15 protein-coding genes are annotated in these 18,194 nt (G+C 63.8%); 3 read left to right on the forward strand and 12 right to left on the reverse strand.

Annotated features, from left to right (window positions below; genetic code table 11):
- Positions 1-105: 105 nt before the first annotated feature.
- From RAC97_RS23885 to RAC97_RS23900, 4 genes are all read right to left on the reverse strand, one after another.
- The gene (locus RAC97_RS23885) at positions 106-864 is read right to left on the reverse strand and encodes a siderophore-interacting protein (RefSeq protein ID WP_375102112.1); all 759 of its coding nucleotides are present in this window, start codon (positions 862-864) and stop codon (positions 106-108) included.
- Complete coding sequence (locus tag RAC97_RS23890; RefSeq protein WP_375102111.1) at positions 861-1,403, reverse strand: PadR family transcriptional regulator; 543 nt, start codon at positions 1,401-1,403, stop codon at positions 861-863. The genes RAC97_RS23885 and RAC97_RS23890 overlap by 4 nt, the downstream gene beginning before the upstream one ends.
- An 88-nt stretch (positions 1,404-1,491) precedes the next feature.
- Positions 1,492-4,635, reverse strand: coding sequence for a transglycosylase domain-containing protein (locus RAC97_RS23895; protein ID WP_375102110.1), 3,144 nt, complete (start codon positions 4,633-4,635; stop codon positions 1,492-1,494).
- A gap of 240 nt (positions 4,636-4,875) precedes the next feature.
- Positions 4,876-6,492, reverse strand: a complete 1,617-nt coding sequence (locus RAC97_RS23900; RefSeq protein ID WP_375102109.1) for an FMN-binding glutamate synthase family protein — start codon at positions 6,490-6,492, stop codon at positions 4,876-4,878.
- A 175-nt stretch (positions 6,493-6,667) separates the two neighbouring features.
- Here RAC97_RS23900 and RAC97_RS23905 point away from each other — a divergent pair, with 175 nt between their 5' ends.
- Together RAC97_RS23905 and RAC97_RS23910 are read left to right on the forward strand one after the other, a co-directional pair.
- Positions 6,668-6,928, forward strand: coding sequence for a type B 50S ribosomal protein L31 (locus RAC97_RS23905; RefSeq protein WP_375102108.1), 261 nt, complete (start codon positions 6,668-6,670; stop codon positions 6,926-6,928).
- A 70-nt stretch (positions 6,929-6,998) separates the two neighbouring features.
- Complete coding sequence (locus RAC97_RS23910) at positions 6,999-7,412, forward strand: NUDIX domain-containing protein (RefSeq protein WP_375102107.1); 414 nt, start codon at positions 6,999-7,001, stop codon at positions 7,410-7,412.
- On the opposite strand, the gene metR is transcribed toward RAC97_RS23910, so the two are convergent.
- Complete coding sequence (gene metR, locus RAC97_RS23915) at positions 7,396-8,313, reverse strand: transcriptional regulator MetR (RefSeq protein ID WP_375102106.1); 918 nt, start codon at positions 8,311-8,313, stop codon at positions 7,396-7,398. The two genes, RAC97_RS23910 and metR, sit on opposite strands and share 17 nt — an antisense overlap.
- A gap of 197 nt (positions 8,314-8,510) precedes the next feature.
- Between metR and RAC97_RS23920 the strand changes: the two genes are divergently transcribed.
- Positions 8,511-9,506 carry an alpha/beta fold hydrolase gene (locus RAC97_RS23920; protein ID WP_375102105.1) on the forward strand — a complete coding sequence of 332 codons (996 nt, stop codon included), beginning with the start codon at positions 8,511-8,513 and terminating at the stop codon, positions 9,504-9,506.
- 72 nt (positions 9,507-9,578) lie between these two features.
- Here RAC97_RS23920 and RAC97_RS23925 read toward each other — a convergent pair whose 3' ends face one another.
- From RAC97_RS23925 to glpD, 7 genes are all read right to left on the reverse strand, one after another.
- Positions 9,579-10,904 carry a sigma-54-dependent transcriptional regulator gene (locus RAC97_RS23925; protein WP_375102104.1) on the reverse strand — a complete coding sequence of 442 codons (1,326 nt, stop codon included), beginning with the start codon at positions 10,902-10,904 and terminating at the stop codon, positions 9,579-9,581.
- The gene (locus tag RAC97_RS23930) at positions 10,901-12,805 is read right to left on the reverse strand and encodes an ATP-binding protein (RefSeq protein WP_375102103.1); all 1,905 of its coding nucleotides are present in this window, start codon (positions 12,803-12,805) and stop codon (positions 10,901-10,903) included. Before RAC97_RS23930 ends, RAC97_RS23925 begins: the two co-directional genes overlap by 4 nt.
- A 63-nt stretch (positions 12,806-12,868) precedes the next feature.
- Positions 12,869-13,603 carry an amino acid ABC transporter ATP-binding protein gene (locus tag RAC97_RS23935; RefSeq protein ID WP_375102102.1) on the reverse strand — a complete coding sequence of 245 codons (735 nt, stop codon included), beginning with the start codon at positions 13,601-13,603 and terminating at the stop codon, positions 12,869-12,871.
- On the reverse strand, positions 13,600-14,271 hold the full coding sequence (locus RAC97_RS23940; protein ID WP_375102101.1) for an amino acid ABC transporter permease: 672 nt from the start codon (positions 14,269-14,271) through the stop codon (positions 13,600-13,602). Before RAC97_RS23940 ends, RAC97_RS23935 begins: the two co-directional genes overlap by 4 nt.
- Entirely contained in the window at positions 14,271-15,017 is a 747-nt protein-coding gene (locus RAC97_RS23945; protein WP_375102100.1) for an amino acid ABC transporter permease, read from the reverse strand. Before RAC97_RS23945 ends, RAC97_RS23940 begins: the two co-directional genes overlap by 1 nt.
- 135 nt (positions 15,018-15,152) lie before the next feature.
- Positions 15,153-16,073, reverse strand: coding sequence for a glutamate/aspartate ABC transporter substrate-binding protein (locus tag RAC97_RS23950; protein ID WP_375102099.1), 921 nt, complete (start codon positions 16,071-16,073; stop codon positions 15,153-15,155).
- A 347-nt stretch (positions 16,074-16,420) separates the two neighbouring features.
- A complete protein-coding gene (gene glpD / locus RAC97_RS23955) occupies positions 16,421-17,959 on the reverse strand; it encodes a glycerol-3-phosphate dehydrogenase (protein WP_375102098.1) in 1,539 nt (512 codons plus the stop codon).
- Positions 17,960-18,194: the final 235 nt, after the last annotated feature.

An 18,194-nucleotide genomic window follows, 5' to 3' on the forward strand; every position in this document is an offset into this window, starting at 1 on the left:
GCTGAGACGTCGGCGGCCCGGGCGCACAGTTCTCCGTTGCTCTGGGGCAATGGAGAACCGAGAACCCGCTCCTGCAGGGAACGCATTGAGTTCAACGTTGGCGTGTCAGTCGTCGGCAGTACTGTCCAGGCGCCAGTAGGCCGCCGCCTTGAGCGCATCCTCTGCAACACCCTTCTCCAACAGCAGCGCCTTGGCCTGGCGGGTCAGGCCTTTCTCCAGGGCCACCCAGCCATACAGCCTGCCTTGCGGCAGCGCGAGGTTGCCCAGCAGGGCGAGCAGATCCTGGTCATGCCGACGCACCCAGATCACCTCCAACCGCGCCGCGCTGCGCAGCGGTTGGCGCTCCTGTTCGTCCTCGATCTGGATCACCGCCAGCACCTGGCGCCCTGCTGGCAGTTCCTCAAGACGCCGGGCGATGGCAGGTATCGCGGTTTCGTCACCCACCAACAGATAGCTGTCGAAGATATCCGGCACCACCATGGAGGCGCGCGGCCCGGCGATATCCAAGGCATGCCCCGGCTTGGCCTGGGCCGCCCAGGTCGAGGCGGGACCGTCGCCATGCAGGACGAAGTCGATATCCAGTTCGTTGTTCGCCAGGTCGATACGTCGGGGCGTGTATTCGCGCATGGTCGGGCGCACGGCACCGTCACGGCCCAGGCTGCGAGCGTCGATGGCCTGGCGCTCTGCATCGTTCACGGCGAACAGCAGCTTGATGTGGTCGTCGCTACCAAGGCTGGTGAAGCCCGCCAGCTCTGGGCCGCCCAAGGTGATACGGCGCATGCGTGGGGTCAGCTCGGTTACCCGCAGTACTTGCAGGCGGCGCTGTTTGATCTCGTGGTTGACGCGGTGAATGGTGTCGCTCATGGGATGTTCTCCTGAACCGGCGCCACAGGCCCCGAGGCGATGGCCTTGGCGGTTTCGTTGAGCAGGTCGCGAACCCGCTGGATTTCCTCGGGCGTCCAGTGGCCGTTGTGCATGTGCAGGGCATGGCGCAGGTTGCCCACGGCTTCGTGGATTTCCGCTGGGCGGTCGTGGCCACGCAGTGCGCGCTTGCTGACCTCGATACGCATGCGTACGCCATCGAGGGCCACGGCCTGCTCGTCCAGCGCTTGGCGGCCGGCGTCGGTGATCACGTAGAGGCGCTTGCTGCCTTTCGCCTGGCCGCTGATCAGTTCGGCTTCTTCGAGGAAGTTGAGGGTGGGGTAGATCACCCCGGGGCTTGGGCTGTAGCTGCCATCGAACAGGCTCTCGATCTGGCGGATCAGGTCGTAGCCGTGGCCAGGTTGCTCGGCCAGCATCGACAGCATCAGCAGTTTCAGGTCGCCCGGGGCGAAGACTCGCGGGCCGCGCTCGCCACGGGCTGGGCGGCGCTCGAACAGGTCGTGGTGGGAGTGGTCGCGCATGAACAAGCCTCCGCATTTAGATATATCGCAAGATACTACTCGCGATATATCTAAATACAAGCCCCTAGATGCGGATGATTATTATCCACTAATTCGATGCATGGGTTTGCGTCGCTGGCGCGGCTGCCAGTTGCGGCGGCTTGCATGCGTTGGGATTGCCCGGCTCCAGGTAGGGCATGAGAATCGGCGCCATACCCTTGAGCACCTGCACTGGCAAGGCCGAGGTGAAGGTGAAGGTCTCCGCCGAGCGTCCAGGCACGAAGGCGGTGAGGGTGCCGAAGTGGTGCTCGCCGAGGAAGAACACGAACGTGGCGGTGCGGTTCAACGAGCGCGAGCCGATCAGCCGCCCTCCGGCGCCATAGCTTTGTAGGCGGTTGTCGCCGGTGCCCGTCTTGCCCCCCATCACCAGCAAGGTGCCATCCTGCAGCTTGAAGCTGCCGGAGATCCGCCGTGCGGTGCCGGCATCGACCACCTGCGACATGGCGCCCTTGAGCGCCCGCGCCACCTCGACCTTGAGGATCCGCTGGCCGCGGTCCGGGTCACTGATCAGCTTGGTTTCATAGGGTGTGTTGGCCGCGAAGTGCAGGGTGTCGATGCGCAGGGTCGGCAAGCGTACGCCATCGTTCTGGATGATCCCGACCAGCTCGGAAAGTGCCGCCGGGCGGTCGCCGGAGCTGCCGATGGCGGTAGCCAGCGACGGTACCAAGTGGTCGAACGGGTAGCCCACGCGCTTCCAGCGTTGATGGATCTCCAGAAACGCCTCGATCTCGACCATGGTGCGTATACGGCTGTCGCGCGCACCCTGGTGGCGGCTCTTGAACAGCCAGCTATATACCTCCTGGCGCTCGAAACGGCTGGCGTTGACCATGTCGGTCATGCTCGCGTTGGGGTTTTTCAGCAGGTAGCCGAGCAGCCACAAGTCCAGCGGGTGCACCTTGGCGATGTAGCCCTGGTCAGGCAGGTCGTACTTGCCGGGCCCATAGGCGGCGTACATTTCCGACAGGCGCCCATCGCTGAGCTTGGCCAGGGCGATCTTGTCCTTCGCGGTGTGGGCGCGCACGAAGGCGTTGAAGGTTTCCTGCCCGGCTTCGGGGAACAGGTAGCGGTGCACGGCCGCCAGGCGCTGCGGCGTCACGCGCATGCTGTCGAGAAAGGTGTCCAGGCGCTGCTGCGAGGTCTTGCGCTGGTACTTGCGCCAGAAGCGCATCAGGTAGTTGGTGCCCTCGCGGTCGGCGAAGCGCGCCAGGTATTCCTGGCGACGCGGGTCGGCGTCGTTGCGCAGGATCGGCTCGCGGTTGTACGGCTGCTGGTAGGTGACGTAGCGCACCAGGTCGCGCATCAGGCGAATGAACGGCAGGTTGATCGACTCGCGCAGGGCGTCCTTGAGGGTCGGGTTGCGGATGTTGTCTTCCTTGCGGAAGTTGTTGAACACATGCATGCCGCCGCCGGTGAAGAAGGCCTCGCCGGTGTTGGCCGAATACTTGCGCTCCAGCGCTGCGTCGAGCATGGCGTCGAGGTTCTGGTCCTTGCTGTTCTGCATCAGCCACTCCAGCGACCACTGGGTGAGGCGGTCCAGCTCGGCCACCTCGACCTTCTTGAGTTCGGCCACGGGCATGCCGGCATACTTGTCGTGCAGCTCGGCGATGATCTCGAGGTAGGTGGTCAGCACCCGCAACTTGGCAGTGGAGCCCAGCTCCAGCTTGCTGCCTTCATTGATGTCGAAGGGTTGGTCGGTGCTGTCGGTCTGCACCCGCACCCGCGAGCCATCGGCGGTGCGTTCGAACAGGGTGAAGCTGTAGCTCACCTGGTCGGTGGTCTTGGCGGTGAGCAGGCGTTCGCCGATCAGGCCCATCTGCGCGGCGAACTCGGGGTCGGCGAGATTCTTCAGGTATTGGCTGGCCTGGGTCTGCAGGTCGGCCTGCAAGGTGCTGGTGGCCGACAGGTCGAGGCGGTCGAGGTCGTACAGCGGGCGGTTGAGCATGGCCGCCAGGCGGTTGCGCGCCAGGCTGATGCCTTTGTTGGTGACGATCGGCACGATGGTCGGCTGCGCCACCCAGTCGCGGTACACCGCCTTGCTGGCCAGCGCGGCGTCGGCCAACGGACGGTCGATGATGTTGTTGGCTGCCAGCACGCGGATGTGCGAGTTGGTCAGCTCTACCAGTTCGATACGGCCCTTGGAAAGGTAATGCGATGGGCGCCGCTGGGCGATCATCAGCGACAGCACCTGACGCAGGGCCAGGCCGCGTTCGGCCAGGCTTTTTTCGTCGCTGGCGGTGGAGGTCAGGGCCTTGTTGACCTGGTCGAAATCGGCGCCGTACCACACCCGCAGGCCCTCGGCCATGCCATGTACCTCGCCATGCCCCGGCACCGCCGACAGCGGCACGCTGTTGAGGTAGTCGCGCACGATGCGCTGGCGTGCTTCGGTGGTGTCTTCCCCGCCCTGGTAGGCGCGCACGCTGGCGGAGAACATCTGGCGCAGCTTTTCGGCGCCGGAGACGGTCAGCCCGTCCGGCGAATGGCGGTACTTCTCCAACTGGGTGGCCAAGGTGCTGCCGCCGGCCGACTGGCCAGGCAGGGCCAGGTACTTGGCCACCTGGCTGTAGGCGGCCTTGGCGAAGCGTGGCCAGTCCACCGCCGGGTTGTTGCGCGGGTCCTGGGGGTCGAGCAGGTCGCGGTTCTCGATGAACAACAGGCTGTTGACCATCACCGGGGGAATGGCCGGGAAGTCCGGGTACAGGTACTGGGGGTAGTGGTACTGGTACAGCGCATCGCCACGGCAGTCGGTGATCGAAAGCCCCGCCTGGATCTTCTCCACATAAGGTACGAACAGGCCATGGTCGACGTAGCGCATCAGCGCCGGGGAAAAGCGCACCTGCTCGCTGATCAGGTAGTCGCGCTTGAGCAGCCTTGGCAGGAATTCACCCAGGGCGCTGTAGCCCAGGCGCTTGTCGAACGGCCCTTCGCCGGGGTAGACGATGGCGTCGCTGGGGCCTGGCTCCAGGGAGTAGGTGAGGGTATCGGCAAGCCGACTGAACTCGCGCGACTGCAGGTTCGAGTTGTTGATCTCGTCATGCACGGCGAAACCGATCGCGATGATGGCTACCACCACGATCAGCAGGATCAACCGCCACCACAGGCGGCGCTGACGGGGCGTCTTCGGCTGTGGGGCATCGGCCAGAGGTAATTCGGGTGCTTCCGTGCTGGTTGGTTCCGATTGCCACAGTGCGCCCATAGTGTTCAGTCCGGCCAAGGGTTTTTCTTCTTGCTTGTCTGAAGCTTAGACGTTGACCGGCGTTGGTGAAGAAATTGTAGGAAAACGCTGTGCGTGAGGCGTCGCAGCGCCTGGCTGGGAGCGGGTTCACCCGCCAGCACCGGCGTAGCCGGTGCCAATCACCGCGGTGTTGACTTCGCCGGTAGAGCCGCTCCCTGCGCACAAGTATCGGATGCTCGTGCAAGACAACGGCTCTGACCCCTAGGCTGCCTCGCTATGCGGCTCGAAGCTATCGGCCCGCGCCAGTTGCCACATGCGCGAGTAGAACTGTCCGTCCACCTCGCCGGTCAGCAGTTCGCCCGGCTTGAGGAACACGTGCATCTGCGAGAACAGCTTGATCTCGGTGGCCGAGATGCGTCGTACCAGGTGCTTGGCTTCCAGTTGCGACGGGTGCGCAAGGCCTGCGGCGGCAAGCATCTCGGCCAAGGCGTGCAGGGTGTTGTGGTGGAAGTTCAACACCCGCTGGGCTTTGTCCGGCACCACCAGGGCGCGCTGGCGCAAGGCGTCCTGGGTGGCGACGCCGGTGGGGCACTTGTTGGTGTGGCAGCTCTGCGACTGGATGCAGCCGATGGCGAACATGAAGCCGCGTGCCGAGTTGGCCCAGTCGGCGCCAATGGCCAGTACGCTGGCGATGTCGAAGGCACTGACGATCTTGCCGCTGGCGCCGAGCTTGATCTTGTCGCGCAGGTTCAGGCCGACCAGGGTGTTGTGCACGAACAGCAGGCCCTCGCGCAGCGGCACGCCGATATGGTCGGTGAACTCGACGGGAGCGGCGCCGGTGCCGCCTTCCTTGCCATCCACCACGATGAAATCCGGCAGAATGCCGGTTTCCAACATGGCCTTGGCGATGCCCATGAACTCCCACGGGTGGCCCAGGCAGAACTTGAAGCCCACCGGCTTGCCGCCGGACAGCTCACGCAGCTGAGCGATGAACTGCATCATTTCGATGGGCGTGGAGAACGCGCTGTGGCGCGAAGGCGAGATGCAGTCCTCGCCCATCGGCACGCCACGGGTGTCGGCAATTTCCTGGGTCACCTTGTGCTTGGGCAGGATGCCGCCGTGGCCGGGCTTGGCGCCCTGGCTCATCTTGATCTCGATCATCCGTACTTGCGGGTTGCTGGCCTGTTCGGCGAAGCGCTGGGGGTCGAAGCGTCCGTCGGCGGTGCGGCAACCGAAGTAGCCGCTGCCCAGCTCCCAGGTCAGGTCGCCGCCATGTTCGCGGTGGTAGGGGCTGATGCTGCCCTCGCCGGTGTCATGGGCGAAGTTGCCGAGCTTGGCACCTTGGTTCAGTGCGCGGATGGCGTTGGCGCTGAGCGAGCCGAAGCTCATCGCCGAAATGTTGAAGATCGACGCCGAGTAGGGCTGGCGGCACTGCGGGCCGCCAACCACTACGCGAAAACTGGCCGGATCGGCCAGCGGCGCTGGGCGCATGGAGTGGCCGATGAACTCGAAGCCGGAGGCGTAGACGTCGGTCAGGGTGCCGAAAGGTTTGTCGGACGCTTCGTTCTTGGCACGGGCATAAACCAGCGAGCGTTGCGCGCGCGAGAAGGGCAGGGCGTCGCTGTCGGCCTCCAGCAGGTACTGGCGGATTTCCGGGCGAATGCCTTCGACCAGGTAGCGGATGTTGCCGAGGATCGGATAGTTGCGCCGCACCGCGTGGCGCTGTTGCAACAGGTCGAACACCCCGATCAGGCTGAGCACGCCGGTGGCCAGGGTGAATGGCCACAACCACTCGTGGTACAGGAACGGCAGGCTGGCGAGGGTGAACAGGACACAGGCGGCGAAGAAGGCGTAGCGGCTGAGAAGTGACAGGCTCATACGGATTCCTAGCGAATGAATCGGTCAGGGCAGGGCCCGGCGAGTGCCGACATTAGCCCGGTTTCCTGGCGTTAGGCCAGCGCACGTTTGGGGGGGGATATGAAAATTTATGTATCAAAAATCATTCGTATTAATTATGTTATAAAGTATCTTTCAGCACTCGAGGTACCTGCACATGAAACCTGATATCCACCCCAACTATCGCCCGGTCCTGTTCCATGACACCGCCGCCGATGCGTACTTCCTGATCGGTTCGACCGTGGATACCGACCGCACCCAGCAGCACACCGATGGCAATACCTACCCCTATGTGGCATTGGATGTGTCGAGCGCCTCGCATCCCGTCTATACCGGGCAGCAGCGCAAGACCACTGTCGAAGGGCGGGTCGCGGGGTTCAACAAGCGTTTTGCCGGGTTCGCCGGCAAGGCCCGTTGAGAAGGGGGCGCGGTTGCGTCGGCAGGGTCTGCATGTGATCCTTGCCCGCCCTTTTTTCCAGGCCCTACCCATGACCAAGACGATTCGCATCGCCGCCGCCCTGCTGGTCGATCCCGCAGGGCGTACCTTGTTGGTGCGCAAGCGCGGCACCCTGGCGTTCATGCAACCCGGCGGCAAGATAGATGCCGGTGAAACCCCGGCGGCGGCCCTGGTGCGCGAGCTGCATGAGGAACTCGGCCTGCACGTCGATGCGCGGCAGGCCATCTACCTTGGCCGGTTCAGTGCCCCGGCCGCCAACGAACCGGGTTTCGAGGTGCAGTGCGAATTGTTCCGGGTCGACAGCGCCGAGGCAGTCGCCCCGGCCGCCGAGATCGAAGAAGTGCTGTGGCTGTGCGCCGAAGAGGCGCCCTCGCGGGTTCTCGCGCCGCTGACCCGCGATGTGATCCTGCCGCTGTACCGCCAGGGCCTCAACGTACCGCGCTGACCCCATCGAGGGTGGCGAACGAGGTGTCCTTGGCAGTCAGCAAGAAATCACGCATGTAAGGCGCATCGAGCATGTCGGTGCGCACTGCTGCGTAGAGCGTGGCGAACAGGCCTTTTTCGCCCAGGCGCTTGCCCTTCACGTAGCCGCGCGAGCTGTATTCGTGCAGCGCCCAGTGCGGCATGCCGCATACCCCACGGCCGCTGGCCACCAATTGCATCATCATTACCGTAAGCTCCGAGGTGCGCACCGCCGCGGGCTCGATCTCGGCAGGCTCCAGGAAGCGGGTGAAGATATCCAGGCGGTCACGCTCCACCGGGTAGGTGATAAGCGTCTGCTCGAGCAGATCCTGCGGCACGATGTAGGGCTTGCTGGCCAGCGGATGCTGGTTGGCCACCGCCAGCATCGCCTCATAGGTGAACAGCGGCACGTAGGTAATGCCTGCCAGGTCCAGCGGATCGGAGGTCACTACCAGGTCGAGGTCGCCGCGGGACAGGGCCGGCAGCGGGGCGAAGGCGAAGCCCGAGGCCAGGTCCAGCTCCACTTCCGGCCAGGCATCGCGGAACTGATCGATGGTTGGCATCAGCCACTGGAAGCAACTGTGGCATTCGATGGCCATGTGCAAACGTCCCGCAGTACCGCCGGCCAGGCGTGCAATGTCGCGCTCGGCGCCGCGCAGCAGCGGCAGGGTGGCATCGGCCAGTTGCAACAAGCGCAGGCCGGCGCTGGTGAAGCGAATAGGTTTGGTCTTGCGCACGAACAGCGGCAGGCCCAGGCGCTCTTCCAGCTCCTTGAACTGGTGCGATAGCGCCGACTGGGTCAGATGCAGGCGCTCGGCGGCCTCTACCAGGCTGTCGGCCTCGCGCAGGGCATGAAGGGTTTTCAGGTGGCGGATTTCCAGCACAACGAACTCCGGGGGAAACACTTGGTAAAAAAAACATGAGTTGAGTTTCCCTCATGTTGCTGCTGCCTGTCGACTGGCAGTCGCAGATGACCGTTGGGCGCCCTTCATCAAACTGTCACGCAACTGTGGCAGCGCGCCCGCACGTATTTCATCAAACTCGCGCTCTACTGGGGATTTGCATTCTGGTGTTTTCTTTCATGCGGGTTTTTCTGATTTTTCTCTTGTTGCTGTGTGGTACGCCGGCCGGTTTCGCCGCGGCGCGCTGTGACGCCCAGGTGCCGGTGCAGCGCGCCGAACTGGGGGACGTGAGCCTGGTGTACCAGAGCGTCGGCGCGCCGAACGACCCGGCGCTGCTGTTGGTCATGGGCCTGGGCGGGCAGCTTATCCATTGGCCGGACGACGTGGTCGAGGCCATGTGTCGCCAGGGCTTCCGGGTGATCCGCTATGACAACCGCGATGTCGGCCTGTCGCGCTGGAACCAGCCGCCTGCCTCGGCCAACCTTGCGATCGAGCTGTTGCGCTACAAGCTCGGGCTGTCGGTTGCGGCGCCCTATACCTTGACCGACATGGCCGATGACAGCCTGCGCCTGATGGACGCGCTTGGGGTCGAGCAATTCCACGTGCTGGGGGTGAGCATGGGCGGCATGATCGCCCAGCACCTGGCGTCGATGGCGCCACAGCGGGTGCGCAGCCTGACGTTGGTCATGACCAGTTCGGGTGCGGCGGGGTTGCCGGCGCCCAGCCCGGCATTGGTGCAACTGCTGGCCCGCCGCGGTGCGCCAAGCCGTGAGCTGGCGCTGGAGCAACAGGCAGACCTGCTGTCGGCGCTGGGCAGCCCCGAGGTGCGTGATGACCGCGCCGTATTGCTGCAACAGGCGGCGATGGCCTACGACCGGGCCTTCAATCCTGATGGGGTCAAGCGCCAGATCATGGCGATTCTCGCCGAGCCTAGCCGGGTGGCGATGCTCAATGAGCTGCGGGTACCGACGCTGGTGGTGCATGGCACCGCCGACCCGCTGCTACCGGTGATGCATGGGGTGCACCTGGCGGCGCATATCCAGGGCAGTCAGTTGCGGCTCATTCCGGGGCTGGCGCACCGTTTCCAGGAACCGTTCAAGGCGCCTCTGCTGGCCGCGGTGTTGCCTTATCTGAAATCCCATCGGCAGGATGTCACCCATATTGCAGGGCTTTGAATCGGTAGCGCCTGGTTCGCGGACGGCGGAACCCTAGGAGCGCTGGCCTGCGAACCAGGCACTGCCGCTGTATCAGCCCAACCCGTACTTCTTGACCTTGTCGAACAGCGTGGTCTTGGCCATGCCCAGCTCCTGGCTGGCCTGGCTGAGGTTACCGCCGGTGCGTTGCAGTGCATCGCTGAGCAGGTTGCGTTCGAACGCTTCCACGGCCTCGGCGAAGCCCAGCCCCAGGGACGTTGCGCCACCGCTTTTCTTGAAGGCCGGCAGGCCCAGGGCATAGCGCTCGGCCACGTTGCGCAGCTCGCGCACGTTGCCCGGCCAGTCGTGGGCCATCAGCCGTGACAGGGTCTGGCCGTCCAGCTCCGGCGTTTCCCGATCGAAACGCAACGCCGACTGCTGGAGAAAGTGTTCGAACAGTTGCAGCACATCCTCGCGCCGTTCACGCAGTGGTGGCAGCTCCAGGGTGACCACGTTCAGCCGGTAGTACAGGTCGCTGCGGAACTGGCCAGCCTGGCCCAAGGCGTCGAGGTCCGACTTGGTCGCGGCGATGATCCGGCAGTCCACCGGGATGCTCTGGTTCGAACCCAGGCGCTCCAGGGTGCGCTCTTGCAGCACGCGCAGCAGCTTGATCTGCAGGTTGATCGGCATGCTCTCGACCTCGTCGAGGAACAGCGTGCCGCCATTGGCATGCTCGATCTTGCCGATGCGCCGTTTGCCCGCGCCGGTGAACGCATTGGCTTCGTGGCCGAAGATTTCGCTCTCGAACAGGTTCTCTGGCAAGCCCCCGCAGTTCAGGGCCACGAACGGCTGGCCCTGGCGCCGGCTGAAATCGTGCAGGCAACGGGCGACCAGCTCCTTGCCGGTTCCGGTCTCGCCTTCGATCAGCACGTTGGCCGAGGTATCGGCGACGTTGGCGATCAACTCCCGCAGGTTCTGCATGGCTGGCGAGCGGCCAATGATGCGTCCTTCCAGGGTGCTCTGGCCGGCCAACTGGCGGCGCAGGGCGAACACTTCGCGAGACAGCCCGCGCTGCTCCAGGGCGCGACGCACCACATCCACCAGGCGCTCCGGCGAGAAGGGCTTCTCCATGAAGTCGTAGGCGCCGTTGCGCATGGCGCCGACCGCCATGTCGATATCGCCGTGGCCGGTGATCAGCACTACCGGCAGGCTGCGGTCGCGGGCCTTGAGGCGGCCGAGCAGCTCCAGGCCGTCCATGCCGGGCAGGCGGATATCGCTGACGACGATACCGGCGAAATCATCACCGATGCGTTCCAGGGCCTGTTCGGCGCTGCCGACCCCTTCGCAGGCAATGTCCTCGAGGGCCAGCGCCTGCTGGCAGCCGAGCAGCACATGGGGGTCGTCTTCGACGATCAGTACGGTCAAGGGTGCTGGATTCATGGGCGCTCTGCCGATTCGGTGGTGGGCGTGGCCAGGGGCAAGGTCAGGACGAAAGCCGTGCCGCCGGCAGCGGGGTGCTCGACGTTCAGGGTGCCCTTGGCGGCGGTGGCCAGGCTGGCCGACAGGGTCAGGCCAAGGCCCAGGCCGTGCTCGCCCGGCTTGGTGGTGAAGAAGGGCTCGAACAGGTGCTTGCGCGCCTCGGCGTCGATGCCGTGGCCATTGTCGCGCACCCGCAGGCGGTACTTGTCACCCAGGTGCTCGCCCTCCAGCCACAGTTGTGGCATGGGCTGGCTGGCCATGGCGTCAAGGGCGTTGCCGATCAGGTTGACCAGGATCTGCTCCAGGCGGGTCTGGTCGATAGCCAGTTGCTGGTCGTCGAACTGGCTGTGCAATTGCAGGTGGCAGCCGGCGACGCGGTTGCCCAGCACTTGCAGGCTGGCGTCCACGGCGCTGGTCAGCGAGGCCTGGCCACTGTCGTCTGCGCGCCGGGCGAACGAGCGCAGGCTGGCGGTGATGCGCCCCATGCGGTCGATCAGGTCGTTCATGGTGCGCAGGTTGGTGCTGGCGATTTCCAGCGCGCCGCGTTCGAGGAAGCGCACGGTGTTGCCCGACAGCGTGCGCAAGGCCGCCAAGGGCTGGTTCAGTTCGTGGGCGATGCTGGTGGACATCTGCCCGATGGCCGCCAGCTTGCCGGCCTGCACCAGCTCGTCCTGTGCGTGGCGCAGGGTCTGCTCGGCATGCCGACGTTCGCGGATTTGCCCCTTGAGACGCTCGTTGCTGGCGCGCAGGTCGGCGGTGCGCTCGGCGATGCGTCGCTCCAGTTGGCTGTTGGCTTCTTCCAGCGCCTCACGCGCGGCCAGTCGCGTGGCGATGACCTTGCGGCGCTCGTTCCAGGCGATGCCGAGGATTGCCAGCAAGGCAAAGGCTACGCCGACCAGGATGCCCTGCACCATGGATTCGCGGCGCAGGTCCTGCAACGGCGTGAGCAGGGTGAAGTGCCAGGGGGTATCGGCCAGGCGTCGAGTCTGGGCCAGGTAGGTCACTTCACGGGCTTCGCCTGGGGCGGTTTCGCTGTTGGCCGGGAAGGTCAGCTTCTCCACGCCGTCGGCGAGGGTTTCGCGGGCCAGCGGCTCCAGCTCGTTTAGCGGCCACCAATAGTATTGCAGGCTGCGCGCCAGGTTTTCCTTGACTTGCGGAGTCAGCGGGCGCACCGATTTGAGCCGGCGTGCCGGGTCGCTGGAAAGGATGATGATGCCGTTCTCGTCGCTGACGAAGGCTTCCAGGCGGGCGCGCTGCCAGCGTTCCTCCAAGGCTTCCAGGCGTACCTTGATGACCGCCACGCCGATGATCTTGCCGTGTTCTTCCAGGCCATGGGCCAGGTAGTAGCCAGGTTCGCCGGTGGTGCTGCCGATGCCGTAGAAGCGCCCAGGTTGGCCGCGCACGGCATCCTGGAAATAGGCGCGGAACGACAGGTCCTCGCCGAGGTAGGAGTCGACATCGCGCCAGTTGCTGGTGGCCTGCACCCGGCCGGTGGTGTCGAGGACATAGATCGCGCGGCTGCGGCTGCGGCGGTTGAGGCCCTCGAGGTATTGGTTGACGACCTGGCGCGAGGCGCCATCGGGGTCGGTAAGCAGCTGCGAGACGCTGTCTTCCAGCTCCAGCAGGCTCGGCAGGTAAGTGTATTTGCTGATTTCGCTTTCCACGGTCCGCGCATGCAGCTCGAGCTGGCGTTCGCCGTTCTCGCTCAAGGTGCGGATGCCGTTGGTTTCGCTGACCATGTAGCCAGCCAGCCCCAGGCCGACCATCAGCAGGATGATCAGTGGTGGTAGGAACAGTTGGCGGATCAGGCGGGATTTCACGGCAGGCTGTGTGGGCAAAAGGAGCGAGTGATCGCATTTCATCACAGTGGCCTTGTCACGACCAGCACCCGCTGCCCGGTGGGACCGGGCAGGGGCTGGCAGCTATCAGTGCTGCAGGATCTTGCTGAGGAAGTGCTGGGTACGTTCGTGGCGGCCTTCAGGGTTGCCGAAGAAGTCTTCCTTCTGGCAGTCCTCGATGATGTTGCCTTTATCCATGAAGATCACCCGATTGGCGACCTTGCGGGCGAAGCCCATTTCGTGGGTCACGCACATCATGGTCATGCCTTCGTGGGCCAGCTCGACCATTACGTCCAGCACTTCGTTGACCATCTCGGGGTCCAGCGCCGAGGTCGGTTCGTCGAACAGCATGACGATCGGGTCCATCGACAGTGCACGGGCGATGGCCACACGCTGCTGCTGGCCGCCGGAGAGCTGGCCGGGGTGCTTCTTGGCGTGGGCGCTCAGGCCTACGCGCTCGAGCAGGGCCAGGCCTTTCTTGGTGGCTTCCGCTTCGCTGCGGCCAAGTACCTTGCGCTGGGCAATGGTCAGGTTCTCGGTGATGGTCAGGTGCGGGAACAGCTCGAAGTGCTGGAACACCATGCCGACGCGCGAGCGCAGTTTCGGCAGGTTGGTCTTCGGGTCGGCGATGGAGGTGCCGTCGACCACGATGTCGCCCTTCTGGAACGGCTCCAGCGCGTTGACGCACTTGATCAGGGTGGACTTGCCGGAACCCGACGGCCCGCACACGACCACTACTTCACCTTTCTTGACCTCGGTGCTGCAATCGGTCAGCACCTGGAAGTCCCCGTACCACTTGTTGACGTTCTTGATGGAAATCATACGGCGATCCTTTTTTGCAGGCGCTTGACGAGCCACGAAGCAGAGAAGCTGATGAGGAAGTAGACGACACCGGCGAAGATCAGGAACTCATGGGAGCGTCCGATGATGTCGCCGTTGGCGCGGGCCGAGTTGAGGAAGTCGACCAGGCCCACGGTGTAGACCAGCGAGGTGTCCTGGAACAGGATGATGCTCTGCTGCAGCAGCAGTGGGGTCATCTTGCGGAACGCCTGGGGCAGGATGATCAGGCGCATGCACTGGCCATAGCTCATGCCCAGGGCCTGGGCAGCGCCCATCTGGCCCTTGGAGATCGACTGCACGCCGGCGCGCACGATTTCGCAGAAGTAGGCCGCCTCGAACATCATGAAGGCCACGACGCAGGAGGTGAACGCACCGACCGGGGTGTCCTCGCCGGTGATCCAGCGCAGCACGAACGGCACCGCCAGGTAGAACCAGGTGATGACCAACAGCAGCGGGATCGAGCGGAAGTAGTTGACGTAGGCGCCGGCCACGCTCGACAGGATCTTGCTCGACGACAGGCGCATCAGCGCCAGCACGGTGCCCAGCGCGATACCGCCGATGACGCCCATGACCATCAGCTTGAGCGTCATGAGCATGCCGCTCCAGAGGGCCGGCAGGGCGGGAATGATTTCGCTGAAATCCATCTCCATTACTTACCTCCCACGGAGATCAGGCCAGGCACTGCGACTTTCTTCTCGATCATGCGCATGAACAGCATCAGGCCCATGTTCAAGGTGAAGTAGATCAGCGTCGCCAGGGTGAAGGCTTCGAACAGGTTGGCGGAGAACTCGGCAGTCTGCTTGGTCTGGGCCAGCAGTTCCATCAAGCCGATCAGCGACGCCACCGAAGAGTTCTTGAACACGTTCAGGAATTCGGAGGTGAGTGGCGGAATGATGATCCGGTAGGCCTGGGGCAGCAGTACGTTCATGTAGATCTGCGGCAGGCTGAAGCCCATCGCGCGCCCAGCCGCTTCCTGGCCGCGGGGTAGCGCCTGGATACCGGTACGCACCTGCTCGCAGACCCGCGCGGCGGTGAACAGGCCCAGGCAGATGACCACGCTGATCAGTGCCGAGGTGGTCGGGTGAAGGTCCTGCTTGAACCACTCCTGCAGGCCTTCTGGCAGCAGGTCCGGCACTAGGAAGTACCAGATGAACAGCTGCACCAGCAGCGGCACGTTGCGGAACAGTTCGACGTAAGCGGTGGCAATCCCTGACACCAGGCGGTTTGGCACGGTACGCATGACGCCGAGCAGCGAGCCCAGCAGCAATGCGATGATCCAGGCGATGATGGCGATGGCGATGGTCCAGCCCAGGCCGGTGATGTACCAGTCCAGATAGACTTCGCTGCCCACGCCGGTGGACTTGAAGAACACGCCCCAGTCCCAGTTGTAATTCATCGGGATTTCCCCTCAGACGGTTGTTTCACGGGCACCTTCCAGCATCCGAGGGCAGCAGGCGCCCTCGGAGCTAAAGGTTAGACACTAACGAGTGACCCGCACGGCTAATTCATGTGCGGGTCACGATCAGGGGTATCAGGACTTCTTCTCGTCCGCGGCCTTGTCGGTCGGTTCGGCGATCAGCTTCTTCAGCTCTTCGCTCATCGGGAAGCCAAGGTTCAGGCCTTTCGGTGGGATCGGCTGCTGGAACCACTTGTCGTAGATCTTGTTGATCTCGCCCGACTTGTAGAGGCCGACAATGGCGTCGTCCACGGCTTTCTTGAACGCATCGTCACCCTTGCGCACCATGCAGCCGTAGATCTCGTAGGACTGCGGAGTACCGGTGATGACCCAGTCCTTGGGCTTCTTGGCCTTGGCCATTTCACCGGCCAGCAGGGCGTCGTCCATCATGAAGGCCACGGCGCGGCCGCCTTCGAGCATGTTGAAGGACTCGCCATGGTCCTTGGCGGAGATCACGTTCATGCCCATCTGCTTGTCGGCGTTCATCGCCTTGAGGATGCGCTCGGAGGTAGTGCCTGCGGTGGTGACGACGTTCTTGCCCTTGAGGTCCTCGAAGTCCTTGAAGGCTGGCTGGCCATCCTTGACCTTGGTCAGCAGACGGGTGCCGACTTCAAAGATGCCTACCGAGAAGCTGACCTGCTGTTGGCGCTCGACGTTGTTGGTGGTGGAACCACACTCCAGGTCGACGGTGCCGTTCTGTACCAGCGGGATACGGGTCTGCGAGGTGACGAGGTTGTAGCGCGCCTTGACATCGGTACCCAGTTGTTTCTTCAGGGCTTCGACGACGGCCAGCTGGATGTCGTGGGAATAACCGACGGGTTTGCCCGATCCATCGGCAAAATAGGAAAACGGAATGGAGGAGTCTCGGTGGCCCAGGGTGATGGTGCCGGAATCCTTGATCTTCTTCAGGGTGCCGGTCAGCTCTTCGGCCATGGCGGGCGAAGCGATGATGGCGGCCGCGATGGTGGCGCCCAACAGGTGACGAACGATACGCATCAAATTTTCCTCAGACGTTTGTTTTTTTTATGGAGCCGTTGGCGGACTCTTCGTTCAACGAACACAACATGAAGCGGTGTGCATTCGGCTAACCAGTGTAGAGCATGACTCGTGCCAAGCAGGGAAAATGCTGCCAAAGCCTTGAGTATCGGGGGGGTATTTGTTTTCGAGGTGTTTTTTCTGAAAGGCTGCGTACGTCTTTCCGAACGCGTCGTTTTCTGTCGTTCGGAAACCCGAATGGATTAGTAGCTTTTGATTAAGTGATCTCTTGTCCGAAACGAAATGCGGGGCACCTCGGGTGACGTCCTGTCGCCCCGAGGTGCCCCGCATTCGTTTGCAGTTGGGAGTCAGGCTGCGCGCACCCGCGCCCGGTTCAGCTCGGCCCGTTGCAAGTAGTCGATCAGTGCCTGTTGCTCATCTGGGCTCAGGAAAAGGCCCAGCTTGGTACGACGCCAGAGGATATCGTCGGCGCTCAGCGCCCACTCCTCGGCGCACAGGTAGTCCACCTCGCGGGTGAACAGCCCGCCACCCAGGGCCTGCCCCAGGTCGTCCGGCCCCCTTACGCCATCGAGCAGGCGCCAGACGCGGCTGCCGTAGGTCAGTACCCAGCGCTTGGCGATGTCCGCTGCGAGCCAGCCATGGCGCGCCAGCACTTCGTCCACCAAGGCCTGCGCGCCAGTCATGTGTTCGCCGCCGGGCAGCGCGGCGCTGGCGGTCCAGCTGCCGCGCATCTGGGTGAAATACGGCTTGAGTTCACCCATGGCCGACTCGGCCAGCTTGCGGTAGGTGGTCAGCTTGCCGCCGAACACCGACAGCAGCGGCGCCTGGCCTGTATCGGCGGACAATGCCAGGGTGTAGTCGCGGGTTACCGCCGACGGGTTGTCGGACTCATCGTTGCACAGCGGACGTACACCCGAGTAGGTGTGCAGGATGTCGGCGCGGCCCAGTTGCTGGTTGAAGTGCTCGTTGACCACCTTGAGCAGGTAGTCGGTTTCGGTTTCGGTGATCGCCACCTGGGCCGGATCGCCGCTGTACTCGCGGTCGGTGGTACCGATCAGGGTGAAGCGCTCGAGGTAGGGAATGGCGAAGACGATGCGTTGGTCTTCGTTCTGCAGGATGTAGGCATGTTCACCTTCGTACAGGCGCGGCACGATCAGGTGGCTGCCCTGGATCAGGCGAATGCCGTAGGGCGCGTCGAGCTTGAGGTCATCCTTGATGAAGCTTGCCACCCAGGGGCCGGCGGCATTTACCAGGGCGCGAGCACGAATGGTGCGCAGGCTGCCATCGGCATTTTGCAGCTCGACTTCCCAGACGCCATCGACGCGCTCGGCGCGCAGGCAACGGGTGCGGGTATGGATGTGCGCGCCTTGTTCCCGCGCCGCCATGGCGTTGAGCACCACCAGGCGTGCATCGTCGACCCAGCAGTCGGCGTATTCGAAACCGCGGGTGATGCTTGGCTTGAGCGGGTTGCCCGGGCCAAAGCGCAGGCTGCGCGAGGCGCCCAGGCGCTTGCGCTTGCCCAGGTGGTCATAGAGGAACAGGCCGGCGCGAATCATCCAGGCCGGACGCAGGTGCGGGCGATGGGGCAGCACGAAGCGCATTGGCTTGACGATATGGGGCGCCTTGGCCAGCAGCACCTCGCGCTCGGCCAGGGCTTCGCGCACCAAGCGGAATTCGTAGTGCTCCAGATAGCGCAGGCCGCCGTGGATCAGCTTGCTGCTGGCAGAGGAGGTGTGCTGGGCCAGGTCGTCCTTTTCGCAAAGGAACACTTTCAGGCCCCGCCCGGCAGCATCGGCAGCGATACCTACGCCATTGATGCCGCCACCGATCACGGCAAGGTCATAGCAGTCGGCGAGGGGCAGCTGAGACGGTGTGGGTTGGGACACGGGCAAGGCCTCCTGGGGCGATTCATAGCGAATATGAACATCAATGTTCGTTTTCGAAAATGTTAGCGCAATAGAAAGGCGGTCGCCAGTCAGTCCTTATAGAAAAAGCTGATTAGCTGACAAGAAAATGAACATTAACGAACATAAAGCGCGGAATGGTTCGCAGCCTATGCGACGCGCTGGCGCGTTCTCTGCAGGAGCGGACGCGCCTGCGAACCAGGGCGGAGCCCTGGCC

Source organism: Pseudomonas sp. LS_2 (assembly GCF_042709235.1).
Taxonomy (GTDB): Bacteria; Pseudomonadota; Gammaproteobacteria; order Pseudomonadales; family Pseudomonadaceae; genus Aquipseudomonas.

What these genes read in the sequence shown, in the direction of transcription:
- RAC97_RS23910 (WP_375102107.1), top strand. Translation starts at nt 6,999, where the DNA reads ATGACCAAGACGATTCGCATCGCCGCCGCCCTGCTGGTCGATCCCGCA.
- RAC97_RS23895 (WP_375102110.1), bottom strand. Translation starts at nt 4,635, where the DNA reads ATGGGCGCACTGTGGCAATCGGAACCAACCAGCACGGAAGCACCCGAA.
- RAC97_RS23890 (WP_375102111.1), bottom strand. Translation starts at nt 1,403, where the DNA reads ATGCGCGACCACTCCCACCACGACCTGTTCGAGCGCCGCCCAGCCCGT.
- RAC97_RS23900 (WP_375102109.1), bottom strand. Translation starts at nt 6,492, where the DNA reads ATGAGCCTGTCACTTCTCAGCCGCTACGCCTTCTTCGCCGCCTGTGTC.
- RAC97_RS23940 (WP_375102101.1), bottom strand. Translation starts at nt 14,271, where the DNA reads ATGGAGATGGATTTCAGCGAAATCATTCCCGCCCTGCCGGCCCTCTGG.
- RAC97_RS23930 (WP_375102103.1), bottom strand. Translation starts at nt 12,805, where the DNA reads ATGAAATGCGATCACTCGCTCCTTTTGCCCACACAGCCTGCCGTGAAA.
- RAC97_RS23950 (WP_375102099.1), bottom strand. Translation starts at nt 16,073, where the DNA reads ATGCGTATCGTTCGTCACCTGTTGGGCGCCACCATCGCGGCCGCCATC.
- RAC97_RS23920 (WP_375102105.1), top strand. Translation starts at nt 8,511, where the DNA reads ATGCGGGTTTTTCTGATTTTTCTCTTGTTGCTGTGTGGTACGCCGGCC.
- RAC97_RS23935 (WP_375102102.1), bottom strand. Translation starts at nt 13,603, where the DNA reads ATGATTTCCATCAAGAACGTCAACAAGTGGTACGGGGACTTCCAGGTG.
- RAC97_RS23885 (WP_375102112.1), bottom strand. Translation starts at nt 864, where the DNA reads ATGAGCGACACCATTCACCGCGTCAACCACGAGATCAAACAGCGCCGC.
- RAC97_RS23945 (WP_375102100.1), bottom strand. Translation starts at nt 15,017, where the DNA reads ATGAATTACAACTGGGACTGGGGCGTGTTCTTCAAGTCCACCGGCGTG.
- RAC97_RS23925 (WP_375102104.1), bottom strand. Translation starts at nt 10,904, where the DNA reads ATGAATCCAGCACCCTTGACCGTACTGATCGTCGAAGACGACCCCCAT.
- RAC97_RS23905 (WP_375102108.1), top strand. Translation starts at nt 6,668, where the DNA reads ATGAAACCTGATATCCACCCCAACTATCGCCCGGTCCTGTTCCATGAC.